Origin of the sequence: Pseudomonas oligotrophica (genome assembly GCF_021726475.1) — a bacterium.
GTDB lineage: Bacteria > Pseudomonadota > Gammaproteobacteria > Pseudomonadales > Pseudomonadaceae > Stutzerimonas > Stutzerimonas oligotrophica.
In genome coordinates, this window is the sequence record NZ_JAKJRU010000008.1 from 56,680 (window position 1) to 80,740 (window position 24,061).

General features: G+C 54.1%; 21 protein-coding genes and 4 pseudogenes. 13 read left to right on the top strand and 12 right to left on the bottom strand.

Annotation, left to right across the window (positions count from 1 at the left end):
- Nucleotides 1-321: 321 nt before the first annotated feature.
- Nucleotides 322-1,002, top strand: coding sequence for a heavy metal response regulator transcription factor (locus L3N39_RS16480; protein ID WP_003292635.1), 681 nt, complete (start codon nt 322-324; stop codon nt 1,000-1,002).
- A gap of 90 nt (nt 1,003-1,092) precedes the next feature.
- Here L3N39_RS16480 and tcmP (L3N39_RS16485) read toward each other — a convergent pair.
- Nucleotides 1,093-1,724 (bottom strand): annotated as a pseudogene (gene tcmP / locus L3N39_RS16485) (three-Cys-motif partner protein TcmP); the annotation flags it as partial.
- A 257-nt stretch (nt 1,725-1,981) separates the two neighbouring features.
- Nucleotides 1,982-2,416 carry a hypothetical protein gene (locus tag L3N39_RS16490; protein ID WP_017246346.1) on the bottom strand — a complete coding sequence of 145 codons (435 nt, stop codon included), beginning with the start codon at nt 2,414-2,416 and terminating at the stop codon, nt 1,982-1,984.
- A 569-nt stretch (nt 2,417-2,985) separates the two neighbouring features.
- Between L3N39_RS16490 and L3N39_RS16495 the strand changes: the two genes are divergently transcribed.
- The gene (locus tag L3N39_RS16495; protein ID WP_076545176.1) at nt 2,986-3,879 is read left to right on the top strand and encodes a site-specific integrase; all 894 of its coding nucleotides are present in this window, start codon (nt 2,986-2,988) and stop codon (nt 3,877-3,879) included.
- A 293-nt stretch (nt 3,880-4,172) separates the two neighbouring features.
- Here the strand turns inward: L3N39_RS16495 and L3N39_RS16500 are convergent, their stop codons facing one another.
- The gene (locus tag L3N39_RS16500; protein ID WP_101153433.1) at nt 4,173-4,421 is read right to left on the bottom strand and encodes a hypothetical protein; all 249 of its coding nucleotides are present in this window, start codon (nt 4,419-4,421) and stop codon (nt 4,173-4,175) included.
- A gap of 63 nt (nt 4,422-4,484) precedes the next feature.
- Here L3N39_RS16500 and L3N39_RS16505 point away from each other — a divergent pair, with 63 nt between their 5' ends.
- Nucleotides 4,485-4,661: a hypothetical protein gene (locus L3N39_RS16505; protein ID WP_003292677.1), complete on the top strand. Its 177-nt coding sequence runs from the start codon at nt 4,485-4,487 to the stop codon at nt 4,659-4,661.
- A complete protein-coding gene (gene tnpC, locus L3N39_RS16510; protein WP_003292676.1) occupies nt 4,658-5,020 on the top strand; it encodes a Tn3 family transposase post-transcriptional regulator TnpC in 363 nt (120 codons plus the stop codon). The genes L3N39_RS16505 and tnpC overlap by 4 nt, the downstream gene beginning before the upstream one ends.
- Before the next feature lie 25 nt (nt 5,021-5,045).
- Here the strand turns inward: tnpC and L3N39_RS16515 are convergent, their stop codons facing one another.
- Nucleotides 5,046-6,005: an arsenic resistance protein gene (locus L3N39_RS16515; protein ID WP_003292675.1), complete on the bottom strand. Its 960-nt coding sequence runs from the start codon at nt 6,003-6,005 to the stop codon at nt 5,046-5,048.
- A 209-nt stretch (nt 6,006-6,214) separates the two neighbouring features.
- Between L3N39_RS16515 and L3N39_RS16520 the strand changes: the two genes are divergently transcribed.
- From L3N39_RS16520 to L3N39_RS16530, 3 genes are read left to right on the top strand one after another with little or no spacing between them, the layout of a single operon-like run.
- Nucleotides 6,215-6,649 (top strand): disulfide bond formation protein B, encoded by a 435-nt coding sequence (locus tag L3N39_RS16520; protein ID WP_003292674.1) that lies wholly within the window; start codon nt 6,215-6,217, stop codon nt 6,647-6,649.
- Nucleotides 6,646-7,326 carry a DsbA family protein gene (locus tag L3N39_RS16525; RefSeq protein ID WP_008569955.1) on the top strand — a complete coding sequence of 227 codons (681 nt, stop codon included), beginning with the start codon at nt 6,646-6,648 and terminating at the stop codon, nt 7,324-7,326. Before L3N39_RS16520 ends, L3N39_RS16525 begins: the two co-directional genes overlap by 4 nt.
- Before the next feature lie 4 nt (nt 7,327-7,330).
- Nucleotides 7,331-7,792 carry a methyltransferase family protein gene (locus tag L3N39_RS16530; protein WP_003292672.1) on the top strand — a complete coding sequence of 154 codons (462 nt, stop codon included), beginning with the start codon at nt 7,331-7,333 and terminating at the stop codon, nt 7,790-7,792.
- Nucleotides 7,793-8,006: 214 nt separating this feature from the next.
- Here the strand turns inward: L3N39_RS16530 and L3N39_RS16535 are convergent, their stop codons facing one another.
- Nucleotides 8,007-8,927 carry a cation diffusion facilitator family transporter gene (locus tag L3N39_RS16535; RefSeq protein ID WP_003292671.1) on the bottom strand — a complete coding sequence of 307 codons (921 nt, stop codon included), beginning with the start codon at nt 8,925-8,927 and terminating at the stop codon, nt 8,007-8,009.
- A gap of 494 nt (nt 8,928-9,421) precedes the next feature.
- On the opposite strand from L3N39_RS16535, the gene L3N39_RS16540 reads away from it, so the two are divergent.
- On the top strand, nt 9,422-9,652 hold the full coding sequence (locus L3N39_RS16540) for a hypothetical protein (protein WP_031311380.1): 231 nt from the start codon (nt 9,422-9,424) through the stop codon (nt 9,650-9,652).
- A gap of 168 nt (nt 9,653-9,820) precedes the next feature.
- On the opposite strand, the pseudogene L3N39_RS16545 reads toward L3N39_RS16540, so the two are convergent.
- The 4 genes and pseudogenes from L3N39_RS16545 to L3N39_RS16560 form a co-directional block, all read right to left on the bottom strand.
- Nucleotides 9,821-10,026, bottom strand: a pseudogene (locus L3N39_RS16545) (IS3 family transposase); the annotation flags it as partial.
- 265 nt (nt 10,027-10,291) lie between these two features.
- Nucleotides 10,292-13,462: an efflux RND transporter permease subunit gene (locus L3N39_RS16550; RefSeq protein ID WP_003292670.1), complete on the bottom strand. Its 3,171-nt coding sequence runs from the start codon at nt 13,460-13,462 to the stop codon at nt 10,292-10,294.
- A 16-nt stretch (nt 13,463-13,478) separates the two neighbouring features.
- Nucleotides 13,479-14,825 (bottom strand): efflux RND transporter periplasmic adaptor subunit, encoded by a 1,347-nt coding sequence (locus tag L3N39_RS16555; protein WP_031323264.1) that lies wholly within the window; start codon nt 14,823-14,825, stop codon nt 13,479-13,481.
- Nucleotides 14,826-14,834: 9 nt separating this feature from the next.
- A complete protein-coding gene (locus tag L3N39_RS16560; protein WP_031323266.1) occupies nt 14,835-16,142 on the bottom strand; it encodes a TolC family protein in 1,308 nt (435 codons plus the stop codon).
- A gap of 839 nt (nt 16,143-16,981) precedes the next feature.
- On the opposite strand from L3N39_RS16560, the gene L3N39_RS16565 reads away from it, so the two are divergent.
- The 3 genes from L3N39_RS16565 (at nt 16,982) to L3N39_RS16575 (ending at nt 20,666) form a co-directional block, all read left to right on the top strand.
- Nucleotides 16,982-18,301, top strand: a complete 1,320-nt coding sequence (locus L3N39_RS16565; protein WP_023444719.1) for an OprD family porin — start codon at nt 16,982-16,984, stop codon at nt 18,299-18,301.
- A gap of 320 nt (nt 18,302-18,621) precedes the next feature.
- The gene (locus tag L3N39_RS16570; RefSeq protein WP_003292664.1) at nt 18,622-19,296 is read left to right on the top strand and encodes a heavy metal response regulator transcription factor; all 675 of its coding nucleotides are present in this window, start codon (nt 18,622-18,624) and stop codon (nt 19,294-19,296) included.
- Nucleotides 19,293-20,666, top strand: a complete 1,374-nt coding sequence (locus L3N39_RS16575; RefSeq protein ID WP_003292663.1) for a heavy metal sensor histidine kinase — start codon at nt 19,293-19,295, stop codon at nt 20,664-20,666. Before L3N39_RS16570 ends, L3N39_RS16575 begins: the two co-directional genes overlap by 4 nt.
- 122 nt (nt 20,667-20,788) lie before the next feature.
- On the opposite strand, the gene cadR is transcribed toward L3N39_RS16575, so the two are convergent.
- A complete protein-coding gene (gene cadR / locus L3N39_RS16580) occupies nt 20,789-21,193 on the bottom strand; it encodes a Cd(II)/Pb(II)-responsive transcriptional regulator (protein ID WP_003292662.1) in 405 nt (134 codons plus the stop codon).
- Between the two features lie 92 nt (nt 21,194-21,285).
- On the opposite strand from cadR, the gene L3N39_RS16585 reads away from it, so the two are divergent.
- Nucleotides 21,286-22,176 carry a cation efflux transmembrane domain-containing protein gene (locus tag L3N39_RS16585; RefSeq protein WP_003292661.1) on the top strand — a complete coding sequence of 297 codons (891 nt, stop codon included), beginning with the start codon at nt 21,286-21,288 and terminating at the stop codon, nt 22,174-22,176.
- Between the two features lie 86 nt (nt 22,177-22,262).
- Here L3N39_RS16585 and L3N39_RS16590 read toward each other — a convergent pair whose 3' ends face one another.
- A complete protein-coding gene (locus L3N39_RS16590) occupies nt 22,263-22,895 on the bottom strand; it encodes an HAD family hydrolase (protein WP_003292660.1) in 633 nt (210 codons plus the stop codon).
- Between the two features lie 57 nt (nt 22,896-22,952).
- Nucleotides 22,953-23,756: pseudogene (gene tcmP / locus L3N39_RS16595) on the bottom strand (three-Cys-motif partner protein TcmP); the annotation flags it as partial.
- Between tcmP (L3N39_RS16595) and L3N39_RS16600 the strand changes: the two are divergent.
- Nucleotides 23,754-24,059: pseudogene (locus L3N39_RS16600) on the top strand (tyrosine-type recombinase/integrase); the annotation flags it as partial. The pseudogenes tcmP (L3N39_RS16595) and L3N39_RS16600 overlap by 3 nt on opposite strands.
- Nucleotides 24,060-24,061 lie beyond the last annotated feature (2 nt).

Genomic DNA, 24,061 nt, shown 5'->3' on the forward strand with positions numbered 1-24,061 from the left:
CCCTGATTTAGACATTACGGTTTCGTCAGTAATGCATAAAGGCAGTGAGCCCAAGCGAAAGCGCAGGTAGCGTGCATGGTGCCTTTTCGTTCAGGCAAATAGGTCTTGTTTCCAGCGGGCAAAAAAAGGGCGCCATCTAGGCGCCGATAGGCCAAAGGAGCATGGAAAAGGCCAAAAAGCAGAGTGTGGGAGCAACTGCTGATGTAGACGTTAACGCTACAAGCTGTCAGACAGATGATGCGAGCATTACGTTTCTGTAAGGTACTGGCTGCACGCCCTGACAATCGGCACACTGCTCCAAATGCCGGAGGGAATACTTTCATGAAGCTTCTTGTTGCTGAAGACGAGCCGAAAACAGGCACCTACCTACAGCAGGGGCTTTCAGAGGCAGGCTTCACAGTCGATAGAGTTGAAAACGGGACCGATGCTGCTCAGCACGCGCTTCATACCACATACGACTTGCTCATCTTAGACGTGATGATGCCTGGCCTGGATGGGTGGCAGGTTTTACAGAAAGTCCGCGCTGCTGGTAATGAGGTTCCCGTGCTCTTTCTCACCGCCCGAGACGGGGTTCAGGATCGAGTAAAGGGATTGGAGTTGGGCGCTGATGATTATCTCATCAAGCCGTTTGCCTTCTCCGAATTGCTAGCCAGGATCCGTACGTTGCTTCGCCGCGGCAATAATGTCCCCAACCAAACAATACTCAAACTCCTCGACCTTGAGGTCGATCTGCTCAGGCGTCGAGTTACGCGATCGGGGAAACGAATAGACCTAACTGCAAAGGAATTCGCACTTCTTGAGCTATTACTTCGGCGTCGCGGGGAAGTGCTCTCAAAGTCCCTTATCGCCTCCCAAGTATGGGACATGAATTTCGACAGCGATACCAATGTGATTGAGGTGGCGGTACGACGGCTGAGAGCAAAAATCGATGATGAGTTCGAACCTAAGCTCATACAAACCGCGCGTGGGATGGGCTATTTGATCGACGCGCCAGACCCCTAGAGCGAAATGCTCGGCATTTCACGCGATGGGCCAAGCTACCGGTACCGATGCGGTTAAGGCGAGCCACCGAGCAAGGAGCGGTGCCGAACCTCAGTTCTCCGAGCTGGATTTCTTCAGCTGTGGCACGAAGAAGATGGGGCTCTGCGGGGGAGCTATCAGAATATCACTGGATTTGATGCTAGTGCCCTTGCGACGCCTGGTCTTGCCATCCTTACCGACCGCCGGCAAATCACCGGTCGCAACAGCGATATCGAGCGCCTGCTTTACGCGAAACTCGTCAGCCATGGTGTAGTTGGTCAATCCGCTCATCAGGCCCAAAAAAGGTTGCCGTTCTACCTCGTAGACCTGTTTGGGCAAGAGCTCTGAAAGTTCTCCTCGGACGCGGTCATCGGTGGCATCGTCGAAGTGATGCTCATCCAACAGCAAATCGTGTTGGCCTGTCACGGCGATATCCGATTGGCGTCGTAGCCGAAAAAGCTGGAAGGCGACAGCATATGGGAAAAGTTGTTGCCGTATTTCCAGTGGATCTTCTTCATCACATCGTTGGCGCGGTAGTTGTTCGCCAGATGGATAAACCAATAGGCCATCGGGTTGCTGCCAGCAGGGCGGATGAAGAACACGGTCATGTACTGGGCACCGCTTTCCTGTTTGATCCCTTCAGACAGATGGCGTTGGATCAGGTACTGCCAATTGCGAGGCTGATGTGCCTTCAGCTCTTTCAGCATGCCATGCGCTTTTGTTGGTGCAATCTATAAGCGTGCGTCGGTTGCCGGGCATTAGTAAATGAAAGGCTACCGAGACAGTAAAGATTTGAAGTGGGCAGTCTTCAAGCTAATCAGGCGATCTACAATAAAGCCAACGTCTAACCGAGTCACATTGAAGTCAATTTAGTCGATTAAACGTCTTTATATATAGCGCGCCTCGGTTGCATGCGGCTTTTGATTGGGAATGCAATGGCGGGACATTAGCGCGTGCACGCTTACCGTGGTGCATTGAAACTCAAAATATCCAGTTGCTCGGTCAGCCAGCGATGCGCCTGATATGTACTCTGAAATTTACGAGCTAGGATGCGTACACCTTTATCTACGCTACAGTCACGGAGCGTGAGGCCATGACCTTCTTCGTCGATTTCGTAGGTCTTTGCTTTCATATCGCCGAGCTGCATCGCCAGCAGCCTAACGTCATCGAGTGAATGAATGGGGGCTATGCTGTGCTTGCGCACGTAGGAGCGTACCTTCTCAGAAAGCTCATTGAAGTCATCTGCATTAATGCGGTGGACTATATCATCTGAATCTGGGATTTTCTCCGGATAGTCATCATCAAGTGATACGCAGTGTTCCACACCGTGAATGCTTGCTACTAGGTATTGACCGCCGACTTCGTCGCGCTCGCAGTTAAGAATTAGGATAGACATGATTTTTCCTCAGGTTGTTGTTCTGTTCATAATTCTAAGTTGCTCTGCTTAAAAAAGGCAATAGGCTAACTGTATTTTTATGCAGTCTCTGGTTAACGCCCCGGAGGCCGTTCGGCTGGCTATCTAGTAGAGTGTTCGACCCAAAACTCATAATTTAAAAGTGGCACAAGCAGTATGTCGTGGGCAGTGGTGTCTCGGTAAGCGATCGCGCCAGTCCGTCGCCGACCCAGGCTGTGAGCGCAATTTAAAATTACTCTACTTGGTTCTCGCATTTTAAAATGTGAATCGGCTGAAAGAGTGGAAGCACCTGCTGATACCCGACGCTATCCAGTCGGTCTATGTGCTGCTCCCGGCGGGTTGTCTTGATGGGTCAGGTAACATGGTGCGTTCTTGGCCAACGAACCAAAGTCCAGGGCGCGATATAGAAAAGGATAGGGATTTTGGGATTTGCAATCTTGGGCTTGTGGGTTATATAAAAAATAATATTCTGGTTGTTGTTTTTTGGTTTTCGTATTTGCAATAATTAATCGTGTGGCATGTGTCGCGCAGATAATAATAAGAAGATAGTTATGAATACAGATACTCAAAGCGCCTACGTCGGTTTGGCCAGTAACTTCTATGCAACTCGAATGCAGGGCGTTGAGCTTAATGAGCTCAATATTATTGGTGCTTTGCTACGGGCTGCCCCTGATTACCGCCCGGATTATTACCGGCGCTTACGTAACGCTTTGGCGTTTGATCAAAAGCGTCGAGGCAATTTCTGGGCTGCTCAAGAAATCAATCGGACGCTAAATCCGGTCACCGTGTTGGGTCTTCCGCGCAAGCAAAAGCAACAACGTCCGCAAAAGCTTTCTACCGCTGATTTTGAGGCGTGGCTCCGATATTTAGCTGAACGAGATATGCCTGTTGAAGCGGGCGCTTTGATGGTGATATCTCTTACCGGAGCGCGCCCATGTGAGCTTAATGGCATTTCTATCGACGGCCGGCGCATCCATGTATCTGGTGCAAAGCTTAGCCACAACGGTTTACGCGGCGCTAGCCGAACGCTCGAGGCTGACGATGGTGTCTGTAACATCTTGAGAGATGCTCTCGCTGCTTTTAAATGTCAGCCGCGCAGTATGGACTCAATACGCGTTGCGCTTCACCAAGTCGCTACTGAGCTATTCGGTAGGAGGAAGGTGCCGAGCATGTACACGCTTCGTCACCAGTTCGGAGCAAATTTGAAAGCTTCAGGCATGTCTGCGGTTGAGATGGCGTATGTCATGGGTCACCAGGCGACCGATTCGATTAGCCGGTACGGCGATAGACGAACCGGACGAGCAGAGGCTGTTAAGGTGAAGCCCGCAAGTGATGCTGATTTCTCAAAGGTGAGAGATACAGTGCCCACGCGAATGCGTGCGGTTGAGCTGGCCCTTAGTGTTAAGCGAGACAGAGAGCGTAGGTCGGAAATCGCCGACGGCTGAGGTACCTCCTGATGGTTTGACCTTTCAGATGCAGCTCGGCTGATGGCCTGTGAGGCAATAGGAGTGGTCTCGTGGCTACCTATAGTTTGAGCGCTTTGCAGCGCTCACGCCGGAAATTCATGCGTATCTATTGGGTGGCTGGGCTACGAAAGTGGAGGCCCACGGGCAGCTTCCGGCCAAAAGCTGCCTGTCGTTGAGTGCAATTTTTGACTCATGGCTGCCAGCAACGGCAGCAGTTAAAATGCTCAGAGACGATCACTCAACGAGCAATAGACCTAGTTTGTTCGACCGAGCTAGATTAGTAAAAGCTCTTTCACTTTTTGCTTGATTTCAGCAGGGCTTTCTTCAAATCCGTATTTACCGGCATTATCTTTAGAAGAGTTATATCCCAAGAAATAACCATTGTATTGAAAGTAGTTAGTGTCAATTTTTCGCCTGCTTGGCTTGCCTTTTTCCAGCATATCCAGAAGCGTTTTTAAGTGTGAGCGTGTTAGCCAGAATTTTAGAAGTAATCCGCTCCCTAGCACTTCAGTGCCGATCATTGGAGCTGCTTGAAAGCCCAAGGCCTAGCTCAGGGCTAGTCGTCTACACCAGTTCCGCTATGTATGCTGAAGGGGGCCCAACCACTCTACCTGACCAGCAACCTCAAGCGCTTCGGCGAATTCAACCTCAAGCTAAACCGGCCACCGGAGCCCTGGATCAAGGACTCGGTGTTCCAACAAGCTGCCGGCTCGCTGCGGGTGATCAGACCTAGCCAGCTAGATACCGAGAAAACGCCATGATCAACATTCCTCCCGCATCCTTCCGCCTTACACCGTACGGCGAAGTGGACGCCGTGGCGTTGGAAAACCTGCGCGACAGCTTCGACACCTCTCAACTGCTCCGGCTGGTTGATCGCTTGGACGTCTGCTTGGTGGAACTGGGTGGAATCACCTCCATTCGCGACGAGCTACTGAGATTGCATGCGATGGCTCTGACGATAGTTGAGGGCATCGCTCTTACGGTGCCTGCCGAGAGTGCTTGTATCTGGACAGAAGCCCAATCTCTACAGATGGATCTTGAGGCACTGGTTTCTTGGGCGCGCTCCGCTCAGCTCATCATTGCGCCGCTGATCAATCTTGCTCCACAGCACGAGGCATGAGCGCTCTCGCCGATTTCGACGAGGCTCAACTGTTTCTGACCATGGCTGGAATCGCCCGTAAGTAGATCAATTCACCAATCAGTTCTACGAGTGTCTGAGTAATCACAGCCGCCGCGGCCAGCGCGCGAATGGACTCCGGGAGCGCTAGGGCCAGGGGAAGCACTACAAGCGAGTTGCGAGTGCCTGAGCTAAAGGCCACTGCCCGTGCGGCAGAAGCCTCCAAGCCAAATAGCCGGGAGCTGAGTACGCCGAGGGCCGGAGCGAGTAGTAGAAACGCTCCGTATACCGGAAGCAACGGCGCCAGGATGTCGAGTTGGTACACGACAGCCGCGATCTGCGAACCCACCACCACGATTAGAACCAGGGCCATTGCAGGCACTGGCAGCCAGGCCCAACCTGCGCTCCATGCGCGAAGCAGCAGAGATCGGCGTCCGCCAAATTCGGTGAGCACAGCCGCTACCAAGGGTAGGACGATCAGTAACAGGAAGGCTTCTGCGAAGGGCCACAGCTCGATCACTGTGCCGGCTTCGGGGCCAAGGATTAGCCGCAAGTAGAGGGGCAGCAGCAGAAGCTGGAGCAACAGCAGCAATGGCGTCGCCGCGAGCACCAGACGAGAGTCCCCTTTGCCCAGGTGGGTGAAGACCACCACGTAATCGATACAAGGCGTCAGCAGGACAAGCAGCGCGCCGACCAACAAGGCCTTGTTCGATGAGAGCGGCCACGTCACCAGCCACACCATCAATGGCACCAATAGGAAGTTGGCCAGCAACAAGGCACCGACGAAGCGGCGGTTGGCAAAAGCTTCTCGCAGCTCCAAAAAAGGAATCTGCAGAAACATGGCATACATCAGCACGGCAATCGCCGGTGTGATGGCCATGGCCGTCAGTCCGGTGAATTGCGCAGAGCTCAGGCCTGCAATGGCAGCGGCCACCACCGCCGCGAAATAAAATGCTATCTGGTGTTCTTCCAGCCAGTCCCGCGACATCTGATATCTTCCCTTGTTGCGCAAGGGCGACATTCTCCCACTGGCATCGGATTTAACCCAGCGTTGAGGCTGGTTGCTTTTCGCTTTGCCGTTGGGCGAAGTCCGCAACGGTCCTAACAAGTCCTGCCGATAAGAGGATGCATGATGTTTCGAAATAACTGGATGGCGGGTCTGAGGCAAGTGCTCGCCATCGCCAGGAGTTAACCGCAATGAATCCTCAACCTTCAGGCATGCCCTGGAACCTGCTGCTGCTAACCTGGCTGGTCGCACTGGTATCGACCCTGTCCGCGCTGTTCATTGGTGAGGTGATGGGCCAGGCACCCTGCGTGTTGTGCTGGTTCCAGCGTGCCTTCATGTTTCCGCTGGCGGTGATCCTGGCCATCGCCTGCTACCGCTCGGATTTCACCGTCTGGCACTATGCCCTGCCGCTGACCGCTATCGGTGCGGCACTGGCATTTGTTCACACGCTGCTCTATGCAGGGCTGATTCCACAGCCGATCCAGCCCTGCACGGCCACTGGTCCATCCTGCTCAGGCGCCGGAATGACCCTCTTCGGCGTGGTGCCCCTGCCGGCACTCGCCTTGTTCGCTTTTATCCTTATCGCCATCCTGCTCATAATCATCCGTCGGAGAACCACCCCATGAATCGCCGTTCCGTGGTCCTGATCGTCAGTGTCGTGATCCTGGCCGTCTTTGCTGCCGCCGCATTCTTCTATTCCCCCTCGCAATCGCCTCAACAGGCCCAGGCTCCCGGTTCGACAGCCCAAGAGACCGCGACACAACCCAAACAGAACGGCGGCCAGTTGGTTCGCTTCCACTCACCAGTGTTCGGCCCGGCGCAAGCGCCAGTGACCATCGTCGAATTCTTTGACCCTTCCTGCGAGGCATGCCGCGCCTTCCACCCCTATGTGAAGCAGATCCTCGCCGAGAACCCGGAAGACGTGCGTTTGGTGCTGCGCTATGTACTGTTCCATCAAGGCTCCGAAGAGGTGGCGCGAATGCTGGAGGCGGCGCGTAAGCAAAATCTCCATGAACAAGTGTTGGGGGCTGTGCTGGAAGCCCAACCCGGTTGGCACGACGACCCCAAGGTAACGCAGGCATGGGCTGCTGCAGAGCGCGTCGGTTTGAACTTGGAACAGGCCCGCCAGGACATGCATACGCCTGGCGTCAACGCCGTGCTGGAAACGGACATGCAGGACGTTAAAGCCGTTGGGGTTCGTGGCACGCCGACTTTTTTTGTCAATGGTCGTGCGCTCAGCGAGTTTGGCCCGGAGCCGCTGCGCCAGTTGGTGAACAGCGAAGTGGCCAAGGCACGAGAATGACACTATGAGCGCGCTGGAAAACCGCGTGCCACCGCTGCTCGTGGCCGGCCTGATCGCTGTGCTGATGGGTTTGTCGGGAACCAAATTGCCGGGTTTCGAACTGGCATGGACCGCGCGCCTGACCTTCGCTTTGCCAATACTGCTCCTGGGGCTCGGCGTGTGCCTCGCCGGCGTCCTGTCGTTTCGCCGCGCGCGTACTACGGTTAATCCATTGCAGCCGCAGCAGGCTTCTGCATTAGTGGAGGCTGGCATCTACCGGTACAGCCGCAACCCCATGTACTTAGGCTTTGCCATTATCCTGGCGGCTTGGGCGCTGGTCTTGGCCTCGCCTCTAACCCTGCTTGGCGTAGTTGCTTTCGTGCTGTACATGAACCGTTTCCAGATCCCAGCCGAAGAGTGGGCGCTGGAAACATTGTTCGGCGAATCATTTGCCCGCTACCGTGCACGAGTCCGCCGCTGGCTCTGAGCGTCCGCGGCGGTAGCGACTGGCGGGGCTTGCTCGTCGCGGCAGCCTGCCGAAGGTGCCACGACCTAGCCTGATCTCCTCGTGACGAGCTGCTTTGGCCACATGCCGCTAGCATGTCTCTGGTCGAAGACATAGCGCCAACGAGTGATGTCGCAAGTTCACTCCGTTGATATCGAGATAACTGTCTAGCAACAGCGTTGAGCGCAAAGCAGGCTTATGCTTCGCTGCGATGACTGTCGGCCTGCCTGGTGTCGATACAAACACTGCCGTCTAGCTCCATTTCAAGTGTCGAGTGGCTGACTTTGAATTGCTCATGAAGTACTCGTTTTAAATCAGTCTTTACTCGTTCAATATCGGGCAGGCTAGCCTTCTTGATGACAACATGTGCTTCCAGTGCGATTGTATGCTCAGCGATTTCCCATACGTGTACGTGGTGAACACTCACAACGTCGTTTACATGTTCCATGATATTGATTATGTCGGCGATGGAAACTCCTTCTGGCGCGCCCTCCATCAACAAGTGAATGGTTTTAGGTAGCATGCTAAAGCCCTGCCATAGCACGTAACCAGCAATCATCAGCGTCAGGACAGTATCTGTCCAATACCAGCCATACAGGAGGATCAATGTTCCGGCAATAATAACGCCGACGGAGGCCAACGCATCCGACACGTTGTGCAAGAATGCCGCCTTTATATTCATGCTATTCTTAGACATTGTGTAGGTGAGCAAGGCCGTAGCGATATCTACAATCAAGGCTATTCCCGCCACCACGACCACTGTCCATCCTTCAATGGGCTGTGGGGAAAAAAACCGACCTATAGCTTCGTAGATGAGGTAGAGACCAACGATAATCAGCGTGACCAAGTTAATCAAAGCCGCTATGGTTTCACTGCGTCGGTAGCCAAAGGTTTTAAAAGCATCTGGCGGTTTGCGGCCGATCTTACGTGCGATGAGCGCAATAACCAGTGATGCAGCATCGCTCAAGTTGTGTAGTGCATCCGCTATGAGCGATAAGCTCCCAGAAAGTATCCCGCCAACAACTTGTGCCAGAGTTAGTGCAGTATTAACGCCAATAGCTGCGATTAAACGCTTATCACCCATGGCTTCGGTGTTATGGTTATGTTCGTGAGCCATATTTTTACCGCTCCTTAAAAACTAGCGTAAGAAAAATAGGGGAGCCAAACGACCGCCCATAAGAGATAATAAAAATACTAGCGCCTATACCATCTGGCCCTCCAAGCCACACTGACAGAAAATGCGACCACCCTCGAGCGAGTTCGTGCGTTATCGTCTTTAACTCGCCGACAACAGGTCGATCTCTCTCAAACGATAAACGACGTTGCTCGCTAATGATATGGATTATGCGGTGCCATGATCTGAAGATGACAAAAATGTAATCTTCCAATCAATTTTGTCGTAGGCTCAAGCCCCTTGCAGATTGGTGCGCCTTGTTGCTGCAATGACGAAGCAAGGCGCTCATGTCACTCCACAATGGAAGCATTACATTTCAATAATGTAATGCTTGGCTCATGCTGCTGTTAGCTTCAGTCAGGCAAAATTCATTCGAACCTGTAGAGCTCACCGAGAAAGCTCAGCAAGCCACCTTTGAATTTAGCGAGGACTGCCCTATGAATCTGTTGAAAGCTATTGTTGTTGGTTTGGTAATTTTCGGCTCCGCATCGTCTTATGCAGGAGATGGATACGACCGTTCAATGAAATTTAATGAAAAATTCCGAGCAGATCAAAAGCGAATTCACGGAACCGAATCCGCCGAAAAAAAAGCAAACGAGTTGAAGGTTAATGATATTCGCCAAGATCAGAACAACACGGAAATTAAGAAAGAAACCAAAGCTGACTAACCGCTTAATATCTGAACGATATCCGCCGCCGGCAGCTTCCAAGCACCGTTGGAAGCAGTTGTACTCTAAGCGCCCTTCGGGGCGCTTTTTTGTGTCCATCACTTGCCCGCAACATCGCTACCAGCGAATCGCCCCGGCCTTTATAGGCCGTTTCGTTAAGTCAGGCCGCTATCGCCTGATCTGTCTGTTATTAGCGTTCGCAAGAGCATATCCGATTGAGCTGAACAGACGCTGGTGGCGTACAACGCATCCACGTCAGGGTCGCCATCTCAACGGCCTCGCGGTTCGTCCATGATTGAAGGTGTCAGCTCGGCCTTGTAAAGCCCGCTGATCGTTCCAGCCAGGGCGTTTTCGTAGCTATCGCCCGTGCTGCCGCCCGGGGCAGGTCAGCCGCTGCTTGCATAATCTTTCGTCAGCTCACCGTGGGTGAAAGCCATCAGCCGAGGAGGCGTATGTAGCGCGGAGTCATACGCACTAAGCGCTGAGCACCCTTTCTATTCACCGTTTAGATGCATTAGACCTACGCTATAAAGGCTTTGCTGCCCGCTGCGCCGCCGCTGAATCTTAGCACTCCGAAACCAACACGCCCCGTTCTCGCGAGCTAGCAAGAACGGGGCGTTGTGTGCCGCCATCCAATCTCTAGCTTGTTCTGTCAGCGGCCAACGCGATTTCTTGCTCCTCCAATTCGTCTTCGCGCCGATGAGCCAGCTGGTAGAGCAACGGCAGTACCAATAGCGTTAGCACCGTTGAGGAGAGAATCCCCCCGATCACCACCGTCGCAAGGGGGCGCTGTACCTCTGCACCGGTACCCACATTCAAGGCCATCGGAACGAACCCGAGTGAAGCCACCAAGGCTGTCATCAATACCGGCCGTAGCCGGGTCAGAGCGCCCTCGCGGATCGCGGTGCCCAGAGGTAAACCTTGCTCCCGTAGGCTACGGATGAAGGAGATCATTACCAGGCCATTTAGAACGGCGACGCCCGACAGAGCAATAAAGCCAACTCCTGCTGAAATGGACAATGGGATATCTCTCAGCCACAGCGCAACAATGCCTCCGGTGAGCGCAAATGGAATCCCTGTAAACACCAACAAGCCGTCTTTGACATTGTTGAACATCATGAAAAGCAGAATGAACACCAGGAGCAGCGCCACAGGGACGACAATCTGCAGCCGCTTCGTTGCAGATTCAAGCTGCTCAAAGGTACCGCCCCAGTCGATCCAATAACCTGACGGGATATCTACCTGGGCCTGGATTTTCTGTTCTGCCTCAGATACGAATGATCCAATGTCCCGACCACGGACGTTTGCACTAACGACAATTCGCCGTTTCCCTTCCTCTCTACTGATCTGATTCGGACCGGGGGCCAAATCCAGAGTGGCCACCTCGCCGAGGGGGATATAACTTATGGCGCTGTTTAATTCCCTTGGAAGGGCAATTGGGAGCCTCTCAATTGCGGCGAGATCGCTTCGTATCTCGTCCGGTAAACGAACTACGATATCGAAACGCCGGTCTCCTTGAAACAAGGTGCCTACCTCTCGGCCCCCGATGGCTACTGCAACCGCTTGCTGTACAGTATCTAAACTCAGGCCGTATCGTGCGATTTGATCGCGATCGATATCAATCGTGAGCATAGGAAGGCCAGTCGTTTGCTCGACCGTAACCTCGGAGGCGCCTGGTACTTGTCCTAGCACCTCGGACACTTCCGCCGCCGTGCTGTTAAGAACCTCCATGTCATCACCATAGATTTTCACGGCTACAGCGGCACGAACACCGGAAATCAACTCGTTGAAACGCAGCTGAATAGGCTGGGAAAACTCGTAGTTATTGCCCGGTAACTCAGCGGCGGATGCTTGGACCTCGCTTAAGAGTTCGTCGCGCGACTTGCCTGGATCCGGCCACTGCTCTTGTGGCTTCAGCATGACGTACCCGTCAGAGATGTTTGGAGGCATGGCATCGGATGCCACCTCCGCAGTGCCTGTGCGCGCAAAAATCCGCTCGATCTCCGGAAACTCATCCATGAGCTTTCGCTCCAGCTGCTGCTGCATCTCGACAGACTGACTAAGGCTGGTAGCCGGTACACGAAGGGCTTGGATAGCGAAGTCCCCCTCGTTGAGGCTAGGCACGAATTCACTGCCCATACGTGCCCCTACGAGGCCGGAAAGTACAACTGCAACAACGGCAAAGGTGAGCACTACTGGCTTGTTGGACATCACCGCATCGAATGCAGGTGCGTAGGCCCGTTTAGCATTGCGGATTAGAAAGTTTTCCTTCTCTGTAACACGCTTGCCGATAAAGAGCGCAACGGCTGCCGGGACGAACGTCACCGAGAGAATCATCGCCCCGAATAGCGCTGTCACTACGGTAAACGCCATGGGCGTGAACATCTTACCTTCTACCCCTGTAAGGGCGAATATCGGCAGATATACGATCATAATGATCAGCTGCCCATAGAGTAGAGGCCGACGCACTTCCTTTGCCGCAGCGAACACTTCATGAAGCCGTTCGGACAGCGTTAATGCCCGCCCGTGATGGGACTGAGCGTGAGCAAGTCGACGCACGCAGTTCTCAACAATCACCACGGCACCATCGATAATGATGCCGAAATCCAATGCGCCTAAGCTCATCAGGTTGGCGCTGACCTCGTTGGCTACCATGCCGGTGAACGTAAAGAGCATCGCCAGCGGTATAACAAGTGCGGTTAGGATCGCCGCACGGATATTGCCCAAGAAGAGAAAAAGTATAACCACAACAAGAATGGCACCCTCAGTGAGGTTCTTCTTAACGGTGGATATAGCTTTGTCTACGAGTACAGTTCGATCGTAGACAGTAATCGCCTTTACGCCCTCTGGAAGCGAAAGGTTTATCTCTTTCATCTTGTCATCGACAGCCCTAGAAACTACCCGGCTATTTTCACCGATAAGCATGAAAGCCGTACCTAGAACCACTTCGCGGCCATTCTCGGTGGCTGCGCCAGTACGGAGCTCCTTTCCAACCTCTACCGTCGCAACGTCGCGGATACGTACTGGGGTACCGTCAACGTTGCTAATAAGGGTATTGCGGATGTCCTCTACTGATTGCATTTGTCCTGGAGCACGAACAAGATACTGCTCGCCGCGTTTTTCAATATATCCGGCACCTAGATTGTTATTGTTTTGCTCAACCGCCTCGATCAAATCTTGTAGTGTTAGTCCAAACGACCGCAAAGTGTCTGGGTTGGGGGCGATCTGATATTCCTTTGCATATCCTCCGATCGTATTGATCTCAGTTACGCCTGGTACATTGCGGACTTGCGGTTTGATGATCCAATCTTGAATCTCACGCAAGTCAGCAGAGGTATAAGGCGTACCGTCCGATTTGGTGGCACCGTCCTCAGCTTCAACCGTCCAAAAATAGATTTCGCCAAGCCCAGTGGAAATAGGGCCAAGTGTTGGAGTGACGCCTTCCGGAAGCTGATCTTTGGCCCCTCCCAAGCGCTCATTCACAAGTTGGCGGGCAAAATAGATGTCAGTGCCTTCCTCAAAAATAACTGTGATCTGAGAAAGTCCATATCGAGACAAGGAACGGGTCTGCTCGAGCTTGGGCAACCCGGCCATTACCGTCTCGAGCGGGTAGGTAATGCGCTGCTCCACTTCCAGCGGGGAATAACCTGGGGCCGCAGTGTTGATTTGCACCTGTACGTTGGTGATATCAGGGACAGCATCGATAGGCAGCTTTTGGTAGCTGTAAGCTCCTAACGCTGCCATGCCAAGCACGGCTAGCAAAACCAGCCAGCGATGCTCTATAGAAAAGCGAATGATACGTTCGAACACAGTCTATAACTCCGTATCAGTGAGCATGCGAGGCGCTGGCTTTGCCAAGCTCGGACTTAATGATGAAACTGTTGGCCAAGGCATAGCGCACTCCGGCCTGAAGACCTTCCTTGATTTCAACCGCTTCACTATCGCCGCGACCAGTCACGATTGGCTGAGCAGCAAAGCCATGGTCGGTCCGTACAAACACCACCGGATTATCTTCCAACGTGTGGATCGCATCGGGCTTGACTGCAACCGGCACGGACACTCCGCCAGAGCCTACCCGCACTTTGACGAACAGGCCGGGACGCCAAACACCTTCCGGGTTCGGAAGCGTGACCCGGGCGGTAGCGGCGCGGCTTTGCTGACCAACAAGTGAGCCGACATAAGAAACGGTGCCATTGGCACTGGACTCGAATGCTGTGGCTTCGATAACCGCGTTGCTGCCGACTCGTACCGCGCTGAGTGCATTGGCAGGAACGCTGATATCTGCCCAAACGGTAGAGAGATCGGAAATGATGAATATCTGGTCGTCGGTATTGACTGACTCACCGAGCGTGATGTCCTTCTCAACGATCATCCCATCGAACGGCGCCCTGAGTTCGTAGCGGCTCAATGCGTCTGGCTTGCCAGCATCACTACCAAGCGCTTGTAGCTGTGCTTTTGCATTCGCAACCGTCAGCTCTGCTTCCCGTAGAGCCTGTTGTGCCTGTAAATAATCCTGTTCTGCAGAAATACGCTCTTCCCACAGCTCCTTTTCGCGTCGATAGGTTTTCTGAGCCAATGCAAGACGTTTTTGTGCCGCGTAGAACTCGCTTCTACGTTCCGACAGGTCGGTACTCGCGATCACAGCAAGCACTTGCCCCTGTTTCACCTGTTCGCCCAAATCGACTTTGACCGCTTCAACGACACCTGAGAGACGAGGCACAACTTGCGCTGTACGATCCTGGTTAAACGTAATTTCACCTGGCAGCTCGATTGCGCTTTGTATCTTTGCGGGCTCAGCAGTTGCCAGTGAAATGCCGGCGGCTAGGATTTGTGTCTCTGAGAGTTCTACCTCTGCTGTTTCAGTGTGCTCCGCTCCCTCGGGCTCATCTTCATGCTCATCTTTCTCTGCCGCACCGACCTCGTGATCGCTATCGGCGCCTCCTTCATCATGTCCATGATCTCCTTCGGCTTCAGCATCCTCATCCGAATGCCCTTCATCCTCCTGCTCCGATGCGTCACCATGCTCGCTATGTGCGTCGCCCGCTTCGGGCACAGCTGGACTACTGCGAAGAAGCAATCCGCCAAGCACAAGTGCCACGCTTAATATGACGACGATCCAAAAAATCTGCTTCTTGTGACCAGCCAAGGAAGATGTATTCGATTTACTTTTCATATGGATTCCTTATGGCTGAGTGGCCGAGGTGATAACGGCCGACCCATCGCCGACGATTCGGGCGATTTCCGCCGCCGCCTGGTTAGCTTGCGAGAGCGCAGACAGATACTGAGAGCGGGCTTGGAAAAGCGTGCGTTGAGCATCCAGTACGTCAAGGAAGGTGAACTTTCCTAGTTCGAACCCCTTGCTGGCAGCTTCATAAGCGCTTTGGGCACTGGGGAGCATGTCGTTGCGCAACAGTTCGAACTGCTGGCGAGCAGTGCGCAGCCGCATGTGCGCTTGGGAAAGTTCGCTTTTCAGGCGTATATGGACGGCGTTAAGCTCGTCCTGCGCCTGGTAGGCCCGTTCCTGTGCTGCTCCGATGTTGCCTTGGTTTCGATCAAACAACGGCAGGGGCATCGAGATACTCACCAGTCCCAGCGTGCCGTTATATTCATCTGAGCGTTGGGCACCTACGCTAACCGTCACGTTAGAAAAGCGATTCGTCCTTTCCAGCTCCAACGCAGCCCGACGTCTTTCAGCCTCCCGACGCGCGCGGGTTAGTTGGGCGGAATCGTTCAAACGGCTATAAAGCTCAGCTAGCTCGGGAAGAGGAGGCACTGCCTCTACCGGCTCTTTTACTCGCTCAAAGCGTGGCTGTGGATTTCCCCAGTTGGCCGCCAGCCGAGTGCGCGCAGCTTCGAGTTCAGCTGTGGCCTGGGCAAGCTCTACTTGCACTCCAGTAGCCGCAACCCGCGCCCGGGTTTCCTCTACGGGAGAGACCATGCCGGCCCTCACACGTCGATTGGCAACGTTCACAGCTTGCTTCGCAAGCTTTGAAGCAGCCTGAGCGAGGTCCAGCCGTTCTTGAGCAGTAAGCACATCGTAGTATGCACCCATCACTGCCCCCCTCAGTCGAGCTTGGGCGTCCTGTAGGTCGGCGGCCGCTACGTCCATGGCGCGTTGCGCTGCCTCAATACGAGCCGAACGTTTACCACCCAGCTCTATTTCTTGGCTCAGTTCAAGCGTGGTCTCCGGGGCATCGCCCCGGATTCCCTCCTGGCTAGCGGACAATATTGGATTCGGACGTGCTCCTGCTTGGCTAATCAATGCGCGAGAAGCAGCCAGCTCACGTCTTGCAGCAGCCAGTTCAGGGCTTGCAGAGCTAGCGAGTTCCAAGGCGCGTACAAAGCTTATGGAGTCGACAGACTCAACGGGGAAGGTATTTGACACACTGACAGGTAAGGTCTGTGTGAAGGTCGGCAACTCTAAGGGTTGCGCAAAGGCGAGATTGCACGACAACGTCGTCAACCCCAGCGAGAAAAGAGCTTTTCGCACCGAAATCTCCTAAAAAAAGGGAAGGTTCGGTGAGACGTCAGATACAGATAAATGGCGCTTACTGGTTACTTTGGCGTCCCACCGGTTTTGCACCGATGCGCCAATTAGGTTTCTCAGGACGCCCCGCTTCAGCCGATGCGTAGCTAGCAGAAGGAAACGGTTTCAAGCTCATTGATAATACCGAACCAGGACAGATCCCTTTCGTTATAAGCGGCTTGATATGGTCGCCATGAAAGACACAGTCTCCATCCAGACTGATTTTTTTTGCGGCTTTTGACGATCCTTCCTCGTCAGTACCCAGAGACTCGTGCGGATGTTCGTGATGTCCAAGATGATTTGCTGCCGAACCATCCTCATGACTGCAGCTCGTGCTAACAACTGCCCATGATGATTGCAATGGGAACAAGGCTAGCAACATCAGCAAAACTATTTTTCTCATCCAAGGCAAAACGATGACTTCCTGGTTTAGATGTCGAATCCAATCATAAGAACTACCCCCGCCAAGACGCGAAACACATGCGCCTCTACTGCGATAGTGATTCGCCCTGAATTTAGTAGACAAATACACGAAAGCGTTTTTATCAGCCTTGCCAAGCCGGCGAGATAGCTGATGGCTATGGGGTGGTGACTTTAAATAAGTGTGGATAACGACCTGGTGACCGCAACATTACAAATCTGTAATCGAAGGAGTGCGCGATTGGGCTTCCTCAGATTACAAAATAGTCATTTGCCGCTAATCCTGCCGTCATCTCTAGGGGAAGAACATGGCCAAGCGCTAAAAACAAAAAGGCGAAAGGCGTCATTCGAGCACTGACCTGCCGTACATAAGGAGCATCATCATGAGCAAAAAGGCCGTTTTTTCGCTGACAGCCCTTTCACTGGCATTGGGCAGCGCCCCGGTCTTTGCCCAATCGGAAACAGCCGAGGGCTTCATCGAAGGCAGCACGCTATCGCTGATAAATCGCAACTTCTATTTCAATCGGGATTTTCGCGACGGTGAGAGTGCCGCCGGCAATGGCTACTCCGAGGAATGGGCCCACGGATTGATGGCCTTCTTCGAGTCCGGATATACCCAAGGCTCGGTAGAGATTGGCTTCGACGCTTTCGCCATGCTCGGCCTCAAGCTCGACTCCGGTTCGGGGCGCTCCGGTGTGGGCGGCAGCATCGACCTGCTTCCCCACGACAGCGCTGGCGATCCTGAGGATGACTTCACACGGGTGGGGGGCGCGGTGAAAGCACGCTTGCTGGACACCGAGATCAAGGCCGGCGATGTATTTCCCACTACACCTGTCGTGCACTTCGGCGACTCTCGGCTGCTGCCGGAGTCTTTCAAGGGTGTCACCGTTGTGAACAACTCGCTGGACGACCTCACCCTTCAGGGAGGCCGCTTGCACGCGATGAGCCAGCCCAACACCAGTAACATGAACGAAGACTTCGTCACCTTCTACGGCGGGGGCGTAGACGCGCCTTGGCTCGGCTACGCAGGCGGTGACTACAGCGTGAATGAAAATATCAGTCTTAGCCTGTACACCAGCCGCCTCAAAGATGCCTGGAACCAGCATTACTTCGGTGCGTCGGCCACCTATCCGCTCTCCGATATCGTCGCGCTGCTGGCCAGCTTCAACTATTACAAGGCAACCGACGAAGGCCGTGAGTTGCTGGGCGAGTTCAACAACAACATCTGGAGCTCCAGCCTGGGTGTCGCCTTCGGCGCGCACACCGTCACGGCGTCGTATCAGCGAAACAACGGTAACAACGACTTTGACTACTTGCGCCAGGCGGACTCGATCTACCTGAACAACTCCATTCAGTACAGTGATTTCAACTCACCTAAAGAGCAGTCCTGGATGCTGCGCTACGACCTGAACATGGCGGAGTACGGCATACCCGGGCTTACTTTCATGACCCGCTACGCCCGCGGTTGGGGCGCCGATTACAGCAACGCGAACGAGGTGTACATGCGCCAAGACGATAACGGTGCGCCGCTGACGGGACAGAACCGCTGGGAACGCGACGTCGAAGCCCGCTACGTTGTACAGACTGGCTCTCTCAAGGATTTGTCTCTGCGGGTGCGCCAGGCTACCACGCGGGCGACTGCTTTCGAGTCCGACCTCGATGAGGTCCGATTCATCGCCGAGTACCCTCTCTCGATCTTGTGAAACACCATGAGCAACACCACATCTTCTTTAGTTTTGCTCCCTTGGTTTGAAGATGTGTTTCAGGCGCCCATCAGGGCGCCTTTTTTCGTTTGGTGCACCCGCTCGCGCTGCGGGTCAACCAAATGACCGGTAGATTACAAATTCGCAAGATAGCCCTCACAGGGCTTTTACCGCGTTAAAGTGCTTCCCGCTTCCCTGGGCAGATCTTTTCGCCTCTGCCTTTCACGCTAGAGCCAAGCCGCTTTCGTCTTGACCTAGTTACTACATGGATTTTTTTGGTTCCGCTTACCGCGCACCTCCTTGCCGAGTTACCTCAAAATATGCGCATCCTGGTTGTCGAAGACGAGATCAACGCTGCGGAATACTTGCAGCAGGGTCTTATCGAATGTGGTTACTTGGTCGATTGCGTAAGTGATGGCCTCGATGGGTTTCACCTGGCACTGCAGAACGACTATGACATCGTGCTGCTAGATGTGAATCTGCCAACCATGGATGGGTGGGAGGTTCTCGAACTCATCAGGCGGCGTAAGCAGACACGCGTCATCATGCTGACTGCCAATGGCCGCTTAGAGCAAAAAGTCCGCGGCTTGGAATCGGGCGCCGACGACTATCTGGTCAAGCCGTTCCAGTTCCCCGAGCTGCTTGCCCGTATCCGGACACTGTTGCGGCGAGGCGAGGCAGTCACACTTCCGAGCAACCTGCGTGTAGCCGACCTCGAACTGGACCCGGCCCGGCATAGGGCTTACCGGAGCGGTCAGCGTATCGACCTCACCAGCAAAGAATTTGCGTTATTGCATCTGCTCATGCGCCGGACTGGCGAAGTCCTCACGCGTACGGAAATAACTGCCATGGTGTGGGACATCAATTTCGACTGCGATACCAATGTGGTGGATGTTGCGATTCGTCGCCTGCGGATGAAAGTGGACGAACCCTTCGGCGATCGCCTGATACACACCATCCGGGGTGTGGGCTACGTGCTGGAGGCGCGGCCTTGAAGCCACTCAGCCTCGCATCGCGTCTCGCGCTTCAAATCACACTGACCGGCGCCGCTTTGGTCGCGCTGCTGATTGCACTGAGCTACTGGGTACTGGTGCGCCAACTGGAACTGCGCGCCCAGGAGGAAGTGACGGCCAAGCTCTCTCAGATCGATCATGGACTCCTCGAAGACACCAAAGCCCGTATGGGCCGCTCCTGGCAACACGCATTGAGCGATACCGTACTCGGCCATGACAACCTTTCGATTACGGTCATCGGCGATACAGCGAAATCACCCATTTTCAGTATCGGCCGATTCGCCAATGCGCCGCAGCAGCTGGATCTCGTGAGCAGGGACGGCGACTATCTTGGCTGGACAACGAAAGATGGCGTGCAGATGCTAACCGGGCGCAAGCAAATCCAAGTCCCGGGACTGGCTCCAATGACGCTTTTACTTTCGCAAGATCGCAGTGCCGATCAACGGCTGGTGGCTGCATTCCTGCGCTCGGCCTTAGTGACCGTGCCGATGCTACTGATATTGATCGGATTGGCTGGATGGCTAATCGCCCAAAATGGCTTGCGGCCGCTTCGCAAGTTCCGGGCCTTGGCGACTAAGGTATCTACACAGGATCTATCACCTCGAATCCGCACCGATCGGCTTCCGCAAGAGCTCCAGGCATTGGCGCACAGCCTCAACGTAATGCTTCATCGACTCGATGACGGCGTTCAGCAACTGTCACAATTCTCGGACGATGTGGCTCATGAGTTAAAAACTCCGCTGAACAACCTGATAGGCAAGGCGCAGGTGACTTTGGTGCGTGAGCGAAGCAAGGAGCATTATCGGGAGGTGATCGAGTCGTCGGTTGAAGAACTCGAACGCATGGATCGAATCGTGTCAGACATGCTGTTTCTCGCCCAGGCCAGCCACGCCAGCCCAGCACTGAAGCTCGAACAATTATCTTTAGGAAGCGAGGCGAGGCGCGTATGTGAATACTTCGAAGTCCTTGCCGAAGAAGCGGGAGTCGCTACGACAGTAACGGGCGATGCCATGATTTTGGGAAATCGACTTATGGTCCAGCGGGCCATTTCCAACCTGCTATCCAACGCGCTGCGGCATTCAAATACTGGCAGTACGGTCGAACTTAAGATCCTTGAGGAGGACGTAGACATCGTCTCGCTGGCTGTCACCAATCATGGCGCGACTATCGAATCGGATCATCTCCCACATCTGTTCGACCGCTTTTACCGCGTTAACGGCATACAACCTCGCGGGGCAGGATTGGGGCTAGCGATTGTCCGCTCAGTGATGAACCTCCACAAAGGCCACGTGGCCGTCGCCAGCAAAGACGGTCGGACCACGTTTGAACTCACGTTTCCTCGGCAGGCCTGACTCAAAGTGATACCGCACGGAGACAGCCATCACTACGAAGGGGCAAAAACCACAGGGACAAACAACCATTTCGAGGGCATGCGCGTTGGCCGGGTAACCAGGCCCGCAAGCCCCAACGCCGTTCATTTAATGCATGCGTCCTCGCTAATTCCGGCGAGAATGCCGCAAGCCTCAACTTCCCGCCCATCGTTGCAATTAGCCCGCAGTGAAACGAGTTGTCGTTCGAGTGATTGCAGAGCGGTTATCTGGGATCTGACTTGAGAAATGTGATCATCGAGTAAGGCATTGACGGCCGTACAAGGCTGGCGAGGGTCATCCTGGTAGCTTTGGAGTGCGTGAATCTCTGGAAGTGACAGATTCAAGATTCGGCAGCGCCGGATGAAAGCTAGCCGCTCGCCATGCTTCTCGGTGTAGACACGATAGCCGTTCGCCTGGCGATCAGGCGGTGGCAACAAGCCCTGCTGCTCATAGAAGCGGATCGTCTGTGTATCAATCCCTATTAGCCTTGCTAACTGACCAATGCGCATCGTGTGAATCCTCATCGGCTCTGCGTTATTGACCTTATAGTAGCTATAAGGCTTTTAATGATCCCATCTTCGATTTCAAGTGGAGCCGTATCATGAGCAAGTCCGATGGTCCCTGCGGCTGCGATGCGACACCAGCCGCTGATGCCGATATGCAAAACCCTTCCGATACGACGGGGCAATGGGTCAGTGTTTACGCCGTGCCCAAGATGGATTGTCCATCAGAAGAGCGAATGATCCGCTTGGCGCTGAATGGTTTGGACGGAGTTCGGAAGCTGACTTTTGATCTGTCGGACCGTCGGTTAGATGTCATGCATGACAGTGCCGTTGAGCCCATAACCAAAAAGCTGGCGACGTTAGGGCTAGGCGCCACTCTTCAGAAAACTGTCGCGGCAGACCCTGAGATGATCAAAGCCGCCGAGAATCCGGCGAACTCTACACAGGAATCCCGCTCCCTACGTTTACTGTTAGGCATCAACGCCTTCATGTTCGTGGTAGAGATGACTGCTGGCCTGATTGCCAGGTCCGCGGGTCTGATTGCCGATTCGCTCGACATGTTCGCTGACGCGGCAGTGTACGGCCTGGCCCTTTATGCGGTTGGGCGCAGCGTCAATCTGCAGGTGCGTGCTGCACACCTTGCTGGTGTGCTCCAGCTGATTTTGGCCCTCGGCGTGCTCGTAGAGGTGATCAGACGCTTTATATTCGGCAGCGAGCCCGAGTCGCTGATAATGATGGCCGTCGCGTTCCTGGCATTGCTCGCCAACACGGGTTGTTTGCTGCTGATTTCCAAACACCGGGAAGGTGGTGCTCACATGAAAGCGAGCTGGATATTCTCCGCCAATGATGTGGTCATCAACATGGGCGTCATAGTCGCCGGAGCGCTCGTCGCTTGGACTGGGTCCAACTACCCAGACCTGATTATCGGTACCGTCGTGGGATTCATCGTTCTCAACGGCGCTCGGCGTATTCTGGCGCTCAAGGGTTGAAGGAGCTCCCGTTACAGAAAAAGGGTGTCTTCATGCCTGTAAGCCATCCGGGTCTAGCGGCGTCAGCTAAAACTGGCGACGCCGCTTTAGCCGTTGGCGGATGGTGGGTATTGCAGAACGTGGGCTGCAAAGTCCATCAGCGAGACGAAGCCGCACTGATCGGCTTTTCCTTCACGCTGTAGGTGGTAGCCCCGCATGCCTTGCCCAATTGGACCAAGCATATCGGCTTGCAACGTGTCACCGATCATTGCGATAGCGGAGGCTTCGCAGCCAAGCTGTTCGATCATCTGACGATAGATTGCGGGCTCAGGCTTTATTGTCCCAACCTCAAAGCTCCATCCGTAAACATCGAACGACGGCAGTAACAGTTTGGCCGGAATCGCATATGGGGCTGCGAGATTGGAGCACAACGCGAGATTCAGGCCGGCGTCCTTTAGCTGATTTAGCGACTCCAACGCATCATCGAAAAGGCGAACGCTGGCCAGCTCGGTGAAAAGGTCGCTTTCAAGGCTAGCTAACTCAGAGTTGCTCAACTGCGCACCGAAATAATCGGCAGCTCCAGCCAAGCCCAGATTTCGAGTCATCAGAGTCCGTGCGTCATCCGGCCTTGGTGTTTTGCCCTGAAGCCGCAGGTTCTGCATCAGTTGGCGGAAAGGATGGCGGCGCTCACCTATCTGGAGAAGCGTGCCAAACACATCGAAAACTACTGCTTGTATCATGCCGGTACCTCTACCGTTGGAGGCGAACCGCCCACCCGAAGAGCGATGCCGCCCCTCTCAGTTTTCTGAACTGGATTTCTTCAGAGGTGGCACGAAGAAGATGGGTCTTTGCGGGGGCGCTATCAGGATATCTGTCGACTTGATGCTTGTGCCTTTTCGACGCCTTGTTTTGCCGTTCTTGTCGACCGCCAGCAGATCACCGGTCGCGACAGCAATGTCGAGTGCCTGCTTTACGCGAAGCTCGTCAGCCATGGTGTAGTTGGTCAATCCGCTCATCAGGCCCAAAAAAGGTTGCCGTTCTACCTCGTAGACCTGTTTGGGCAAGAGCTCCGAAAGTTCTCCTCGGATGCGGTCATTGGTAGCATCGTCGAAATAATGCTCATCCAACAGCAAATCGTGCTGACCTGTCACGGCGATATCCCGATTGGCGTCGTAGCTGAAAAAGCTGGAAGGCGACAGCATATGGGAAAAGTTGTTGCCGTATTTCCAGTGGATCTTCTTCATCACATCGTTAGCGCGGTAGTTGTTCGCCAGATGGATAAACCAATAGGCCATCGGGTTGCTGCCGGCCGGACGAATGAAGAAGACGGTCATGTACTGGGCACCGCTTTCCTGCTTGATCCCCTCGGACAGATAGCGCTGGATCAGGTATTGCCAGCTCCGTGGCTGATGCGCCTTCAGCTGTTTAAGCATGTCCCATGGCACATGCTGATCCAAGCCGATATTTGCAATGGCTTTCCGGTTCGCTTGGCGGTCGGCTAGATACGTAACCAAAAAATCGACATTGAAGGTCAGCAGGACCTCGGCTTTGTTGAGATTCTGGAAAATCCATTTGATCTTAGGGAACGGCACATCGCCATACATCATGCCCAGCCCCGCAGCGAGGATTGCCTTTTTCCGAGCCGGCTGCATATCTCAGACCATCTATCCACTCGTCAATACGCTCGTATCGTCAAAGGTTGGGTGAAAGCCATTGGCCCTGATCCAGCCCTGTATGGCATTCACACAATAAGACGTACGAAGGCATCGCTGATCTATCGCAGGACGAAGAACCTGCGGGCAGTTCAACTGTTGCTCGGCCATACGAAGCTGGAGAGCACCGTTCGATATCTGGGGATTGAGGTCGATGATGCCCTAGAGATGGCGGAACAGACCGAGGTTTGACC

What these genes read in the sequence shown, in the direction of transcription:
- L3N39_RS16480 (WP_003292635.1), top strand. Translation starts at nt 322, where the DNA reads ATGAAGCTTCTTGTTGCTGAAGACGAGCCGAAAACAGGCACCTACCTA.
- L3N39_RS16490 (WP_017246346.1), bottom strand. Translation starts at nt 2,416, where the DNA reads ATGTCTATCCTAATTCTTAACTGCGAGCGCGACGAAGTCGGCGGTCAA.
- L3N39_RS16495 (WP_076545176.1), top strand. Translation starts at nt 2,986, where the DNA reads ATGAATACAGATACTCAAAGCGCCTACGTCGGTTTGGCCAGTAACTTC.
- L3N39_RS16500 (WP_101153433.1), bottom strand. Translation starts at nt 4,421, where the DNA reads ATGATCGGCACTGAAGTGCTAGGGAGCGGATTACTTCTAAAATTCTGG.
- L3N39_RS16505 (WP_003292677.1), top strand. Translation starts at nt 4,485, where the DNA reads ATGCTGAAGGGGGCCCAACCACTCTACCTGACCAGCAACCTCAAGCGC.
- tnpC (WP_003292676.1), top strand. Translation starts at nt 4,658, where the DNA reads ATGATCAACATTCCTCCCGCATCCTTCCGCCTTACACCGTACGGCGAA.
- L3N39_RS16515 (WP_003292675.1), bottom strand. Translation starts at nt 6,005, where the DNA reads ATGTCGCGGGACTGGCTGGAAGAACACCAGATAGCATTTTATTTCGCG.
- L3N39_RS16520 (WP_003292674.1), top strand. Translation starts at nt 6,215, where the DNA reads ATGAATCCTCAACCTTCAGGCATGCCCTGGAACCTGCTGCTGCTAACC.
- L3N39_RS16525 (WP_008569955.1), top strand. Translation starts at nt 6,646, where the DNA reads ATGAATCGCCGTTCCGTGGTCCTGATCGTCAGTGTCGTGATCCTGGCC.
- L3N39_RS16530 (WP_003292672.1), top strand. Translation starts at nt 7,331, where the DNA reads ATGAGCGCGCTGGAAAACCGCGTGCCACCGCTGCTCGTGGCCGGCCTG.
- L3N39_RS16535 (WP_003292671.1), bottom strand. Translation starts at nt 8,927, where the DNA reads ATGGCTCACGAACATAACCATAACACCGAAGCCATGGGTGATAAGCGT.
- L3N39_RS16540 (WP_031311380.1), top strand. Translation starts at nt 9,422, where the DNA reads ATGAATCTGTTGAAAGCTATTGTTGTTGGTTTGGTAATTTTCGGCTCC.
- L3N39_RS16555 (WP_031323264.1), bottom strand. Translation starts at nt 14,825, where the DNA reads ATGAAAAGTAAATCGAATACATCTTCCTTGGCTGGTCACAAGAAGCAG.
- L3N39_RS16565 (WP_023444719.1), top strand. Translation starts at nt 16,982, where the DNA reads ATGAGCAAAAAGGCCGTTTTTTCGCTGACAGCCCTTTCACTGGCATTG.
- L3N39_RS16570 (WP_003292664.1), top strand. Translation starts at nt 18,622, where the DNA reads ATGCGCATCCTGGTTGTCGAAGACGAGATCAACGCTGCGGAATACTTG.
- cadR (WP_003292662.1), bottom strand. Translation starts at nt 21,193, where the DNA reads ATGCGCATTGGTCAGTTAGCAAGGCTAATAGGGATTGATACACAGACG.
- L3N39_RS16585 (WP_003292661.1), top strand. Translation starts at nt 21,286, where the DNA reads ATGAGCAAGTCCGATGGTCCCTGCGGCTGCGATGCGACACCAGCCGCT.
- L3N39_RS16590 (WP_003292660.1), bottom strand. Translation starts at nt 22,895, where the DNA reads ATGATACAAGCAGTAGTTTTCGATGTGTTTGGCACGCTTCTCCAGATA.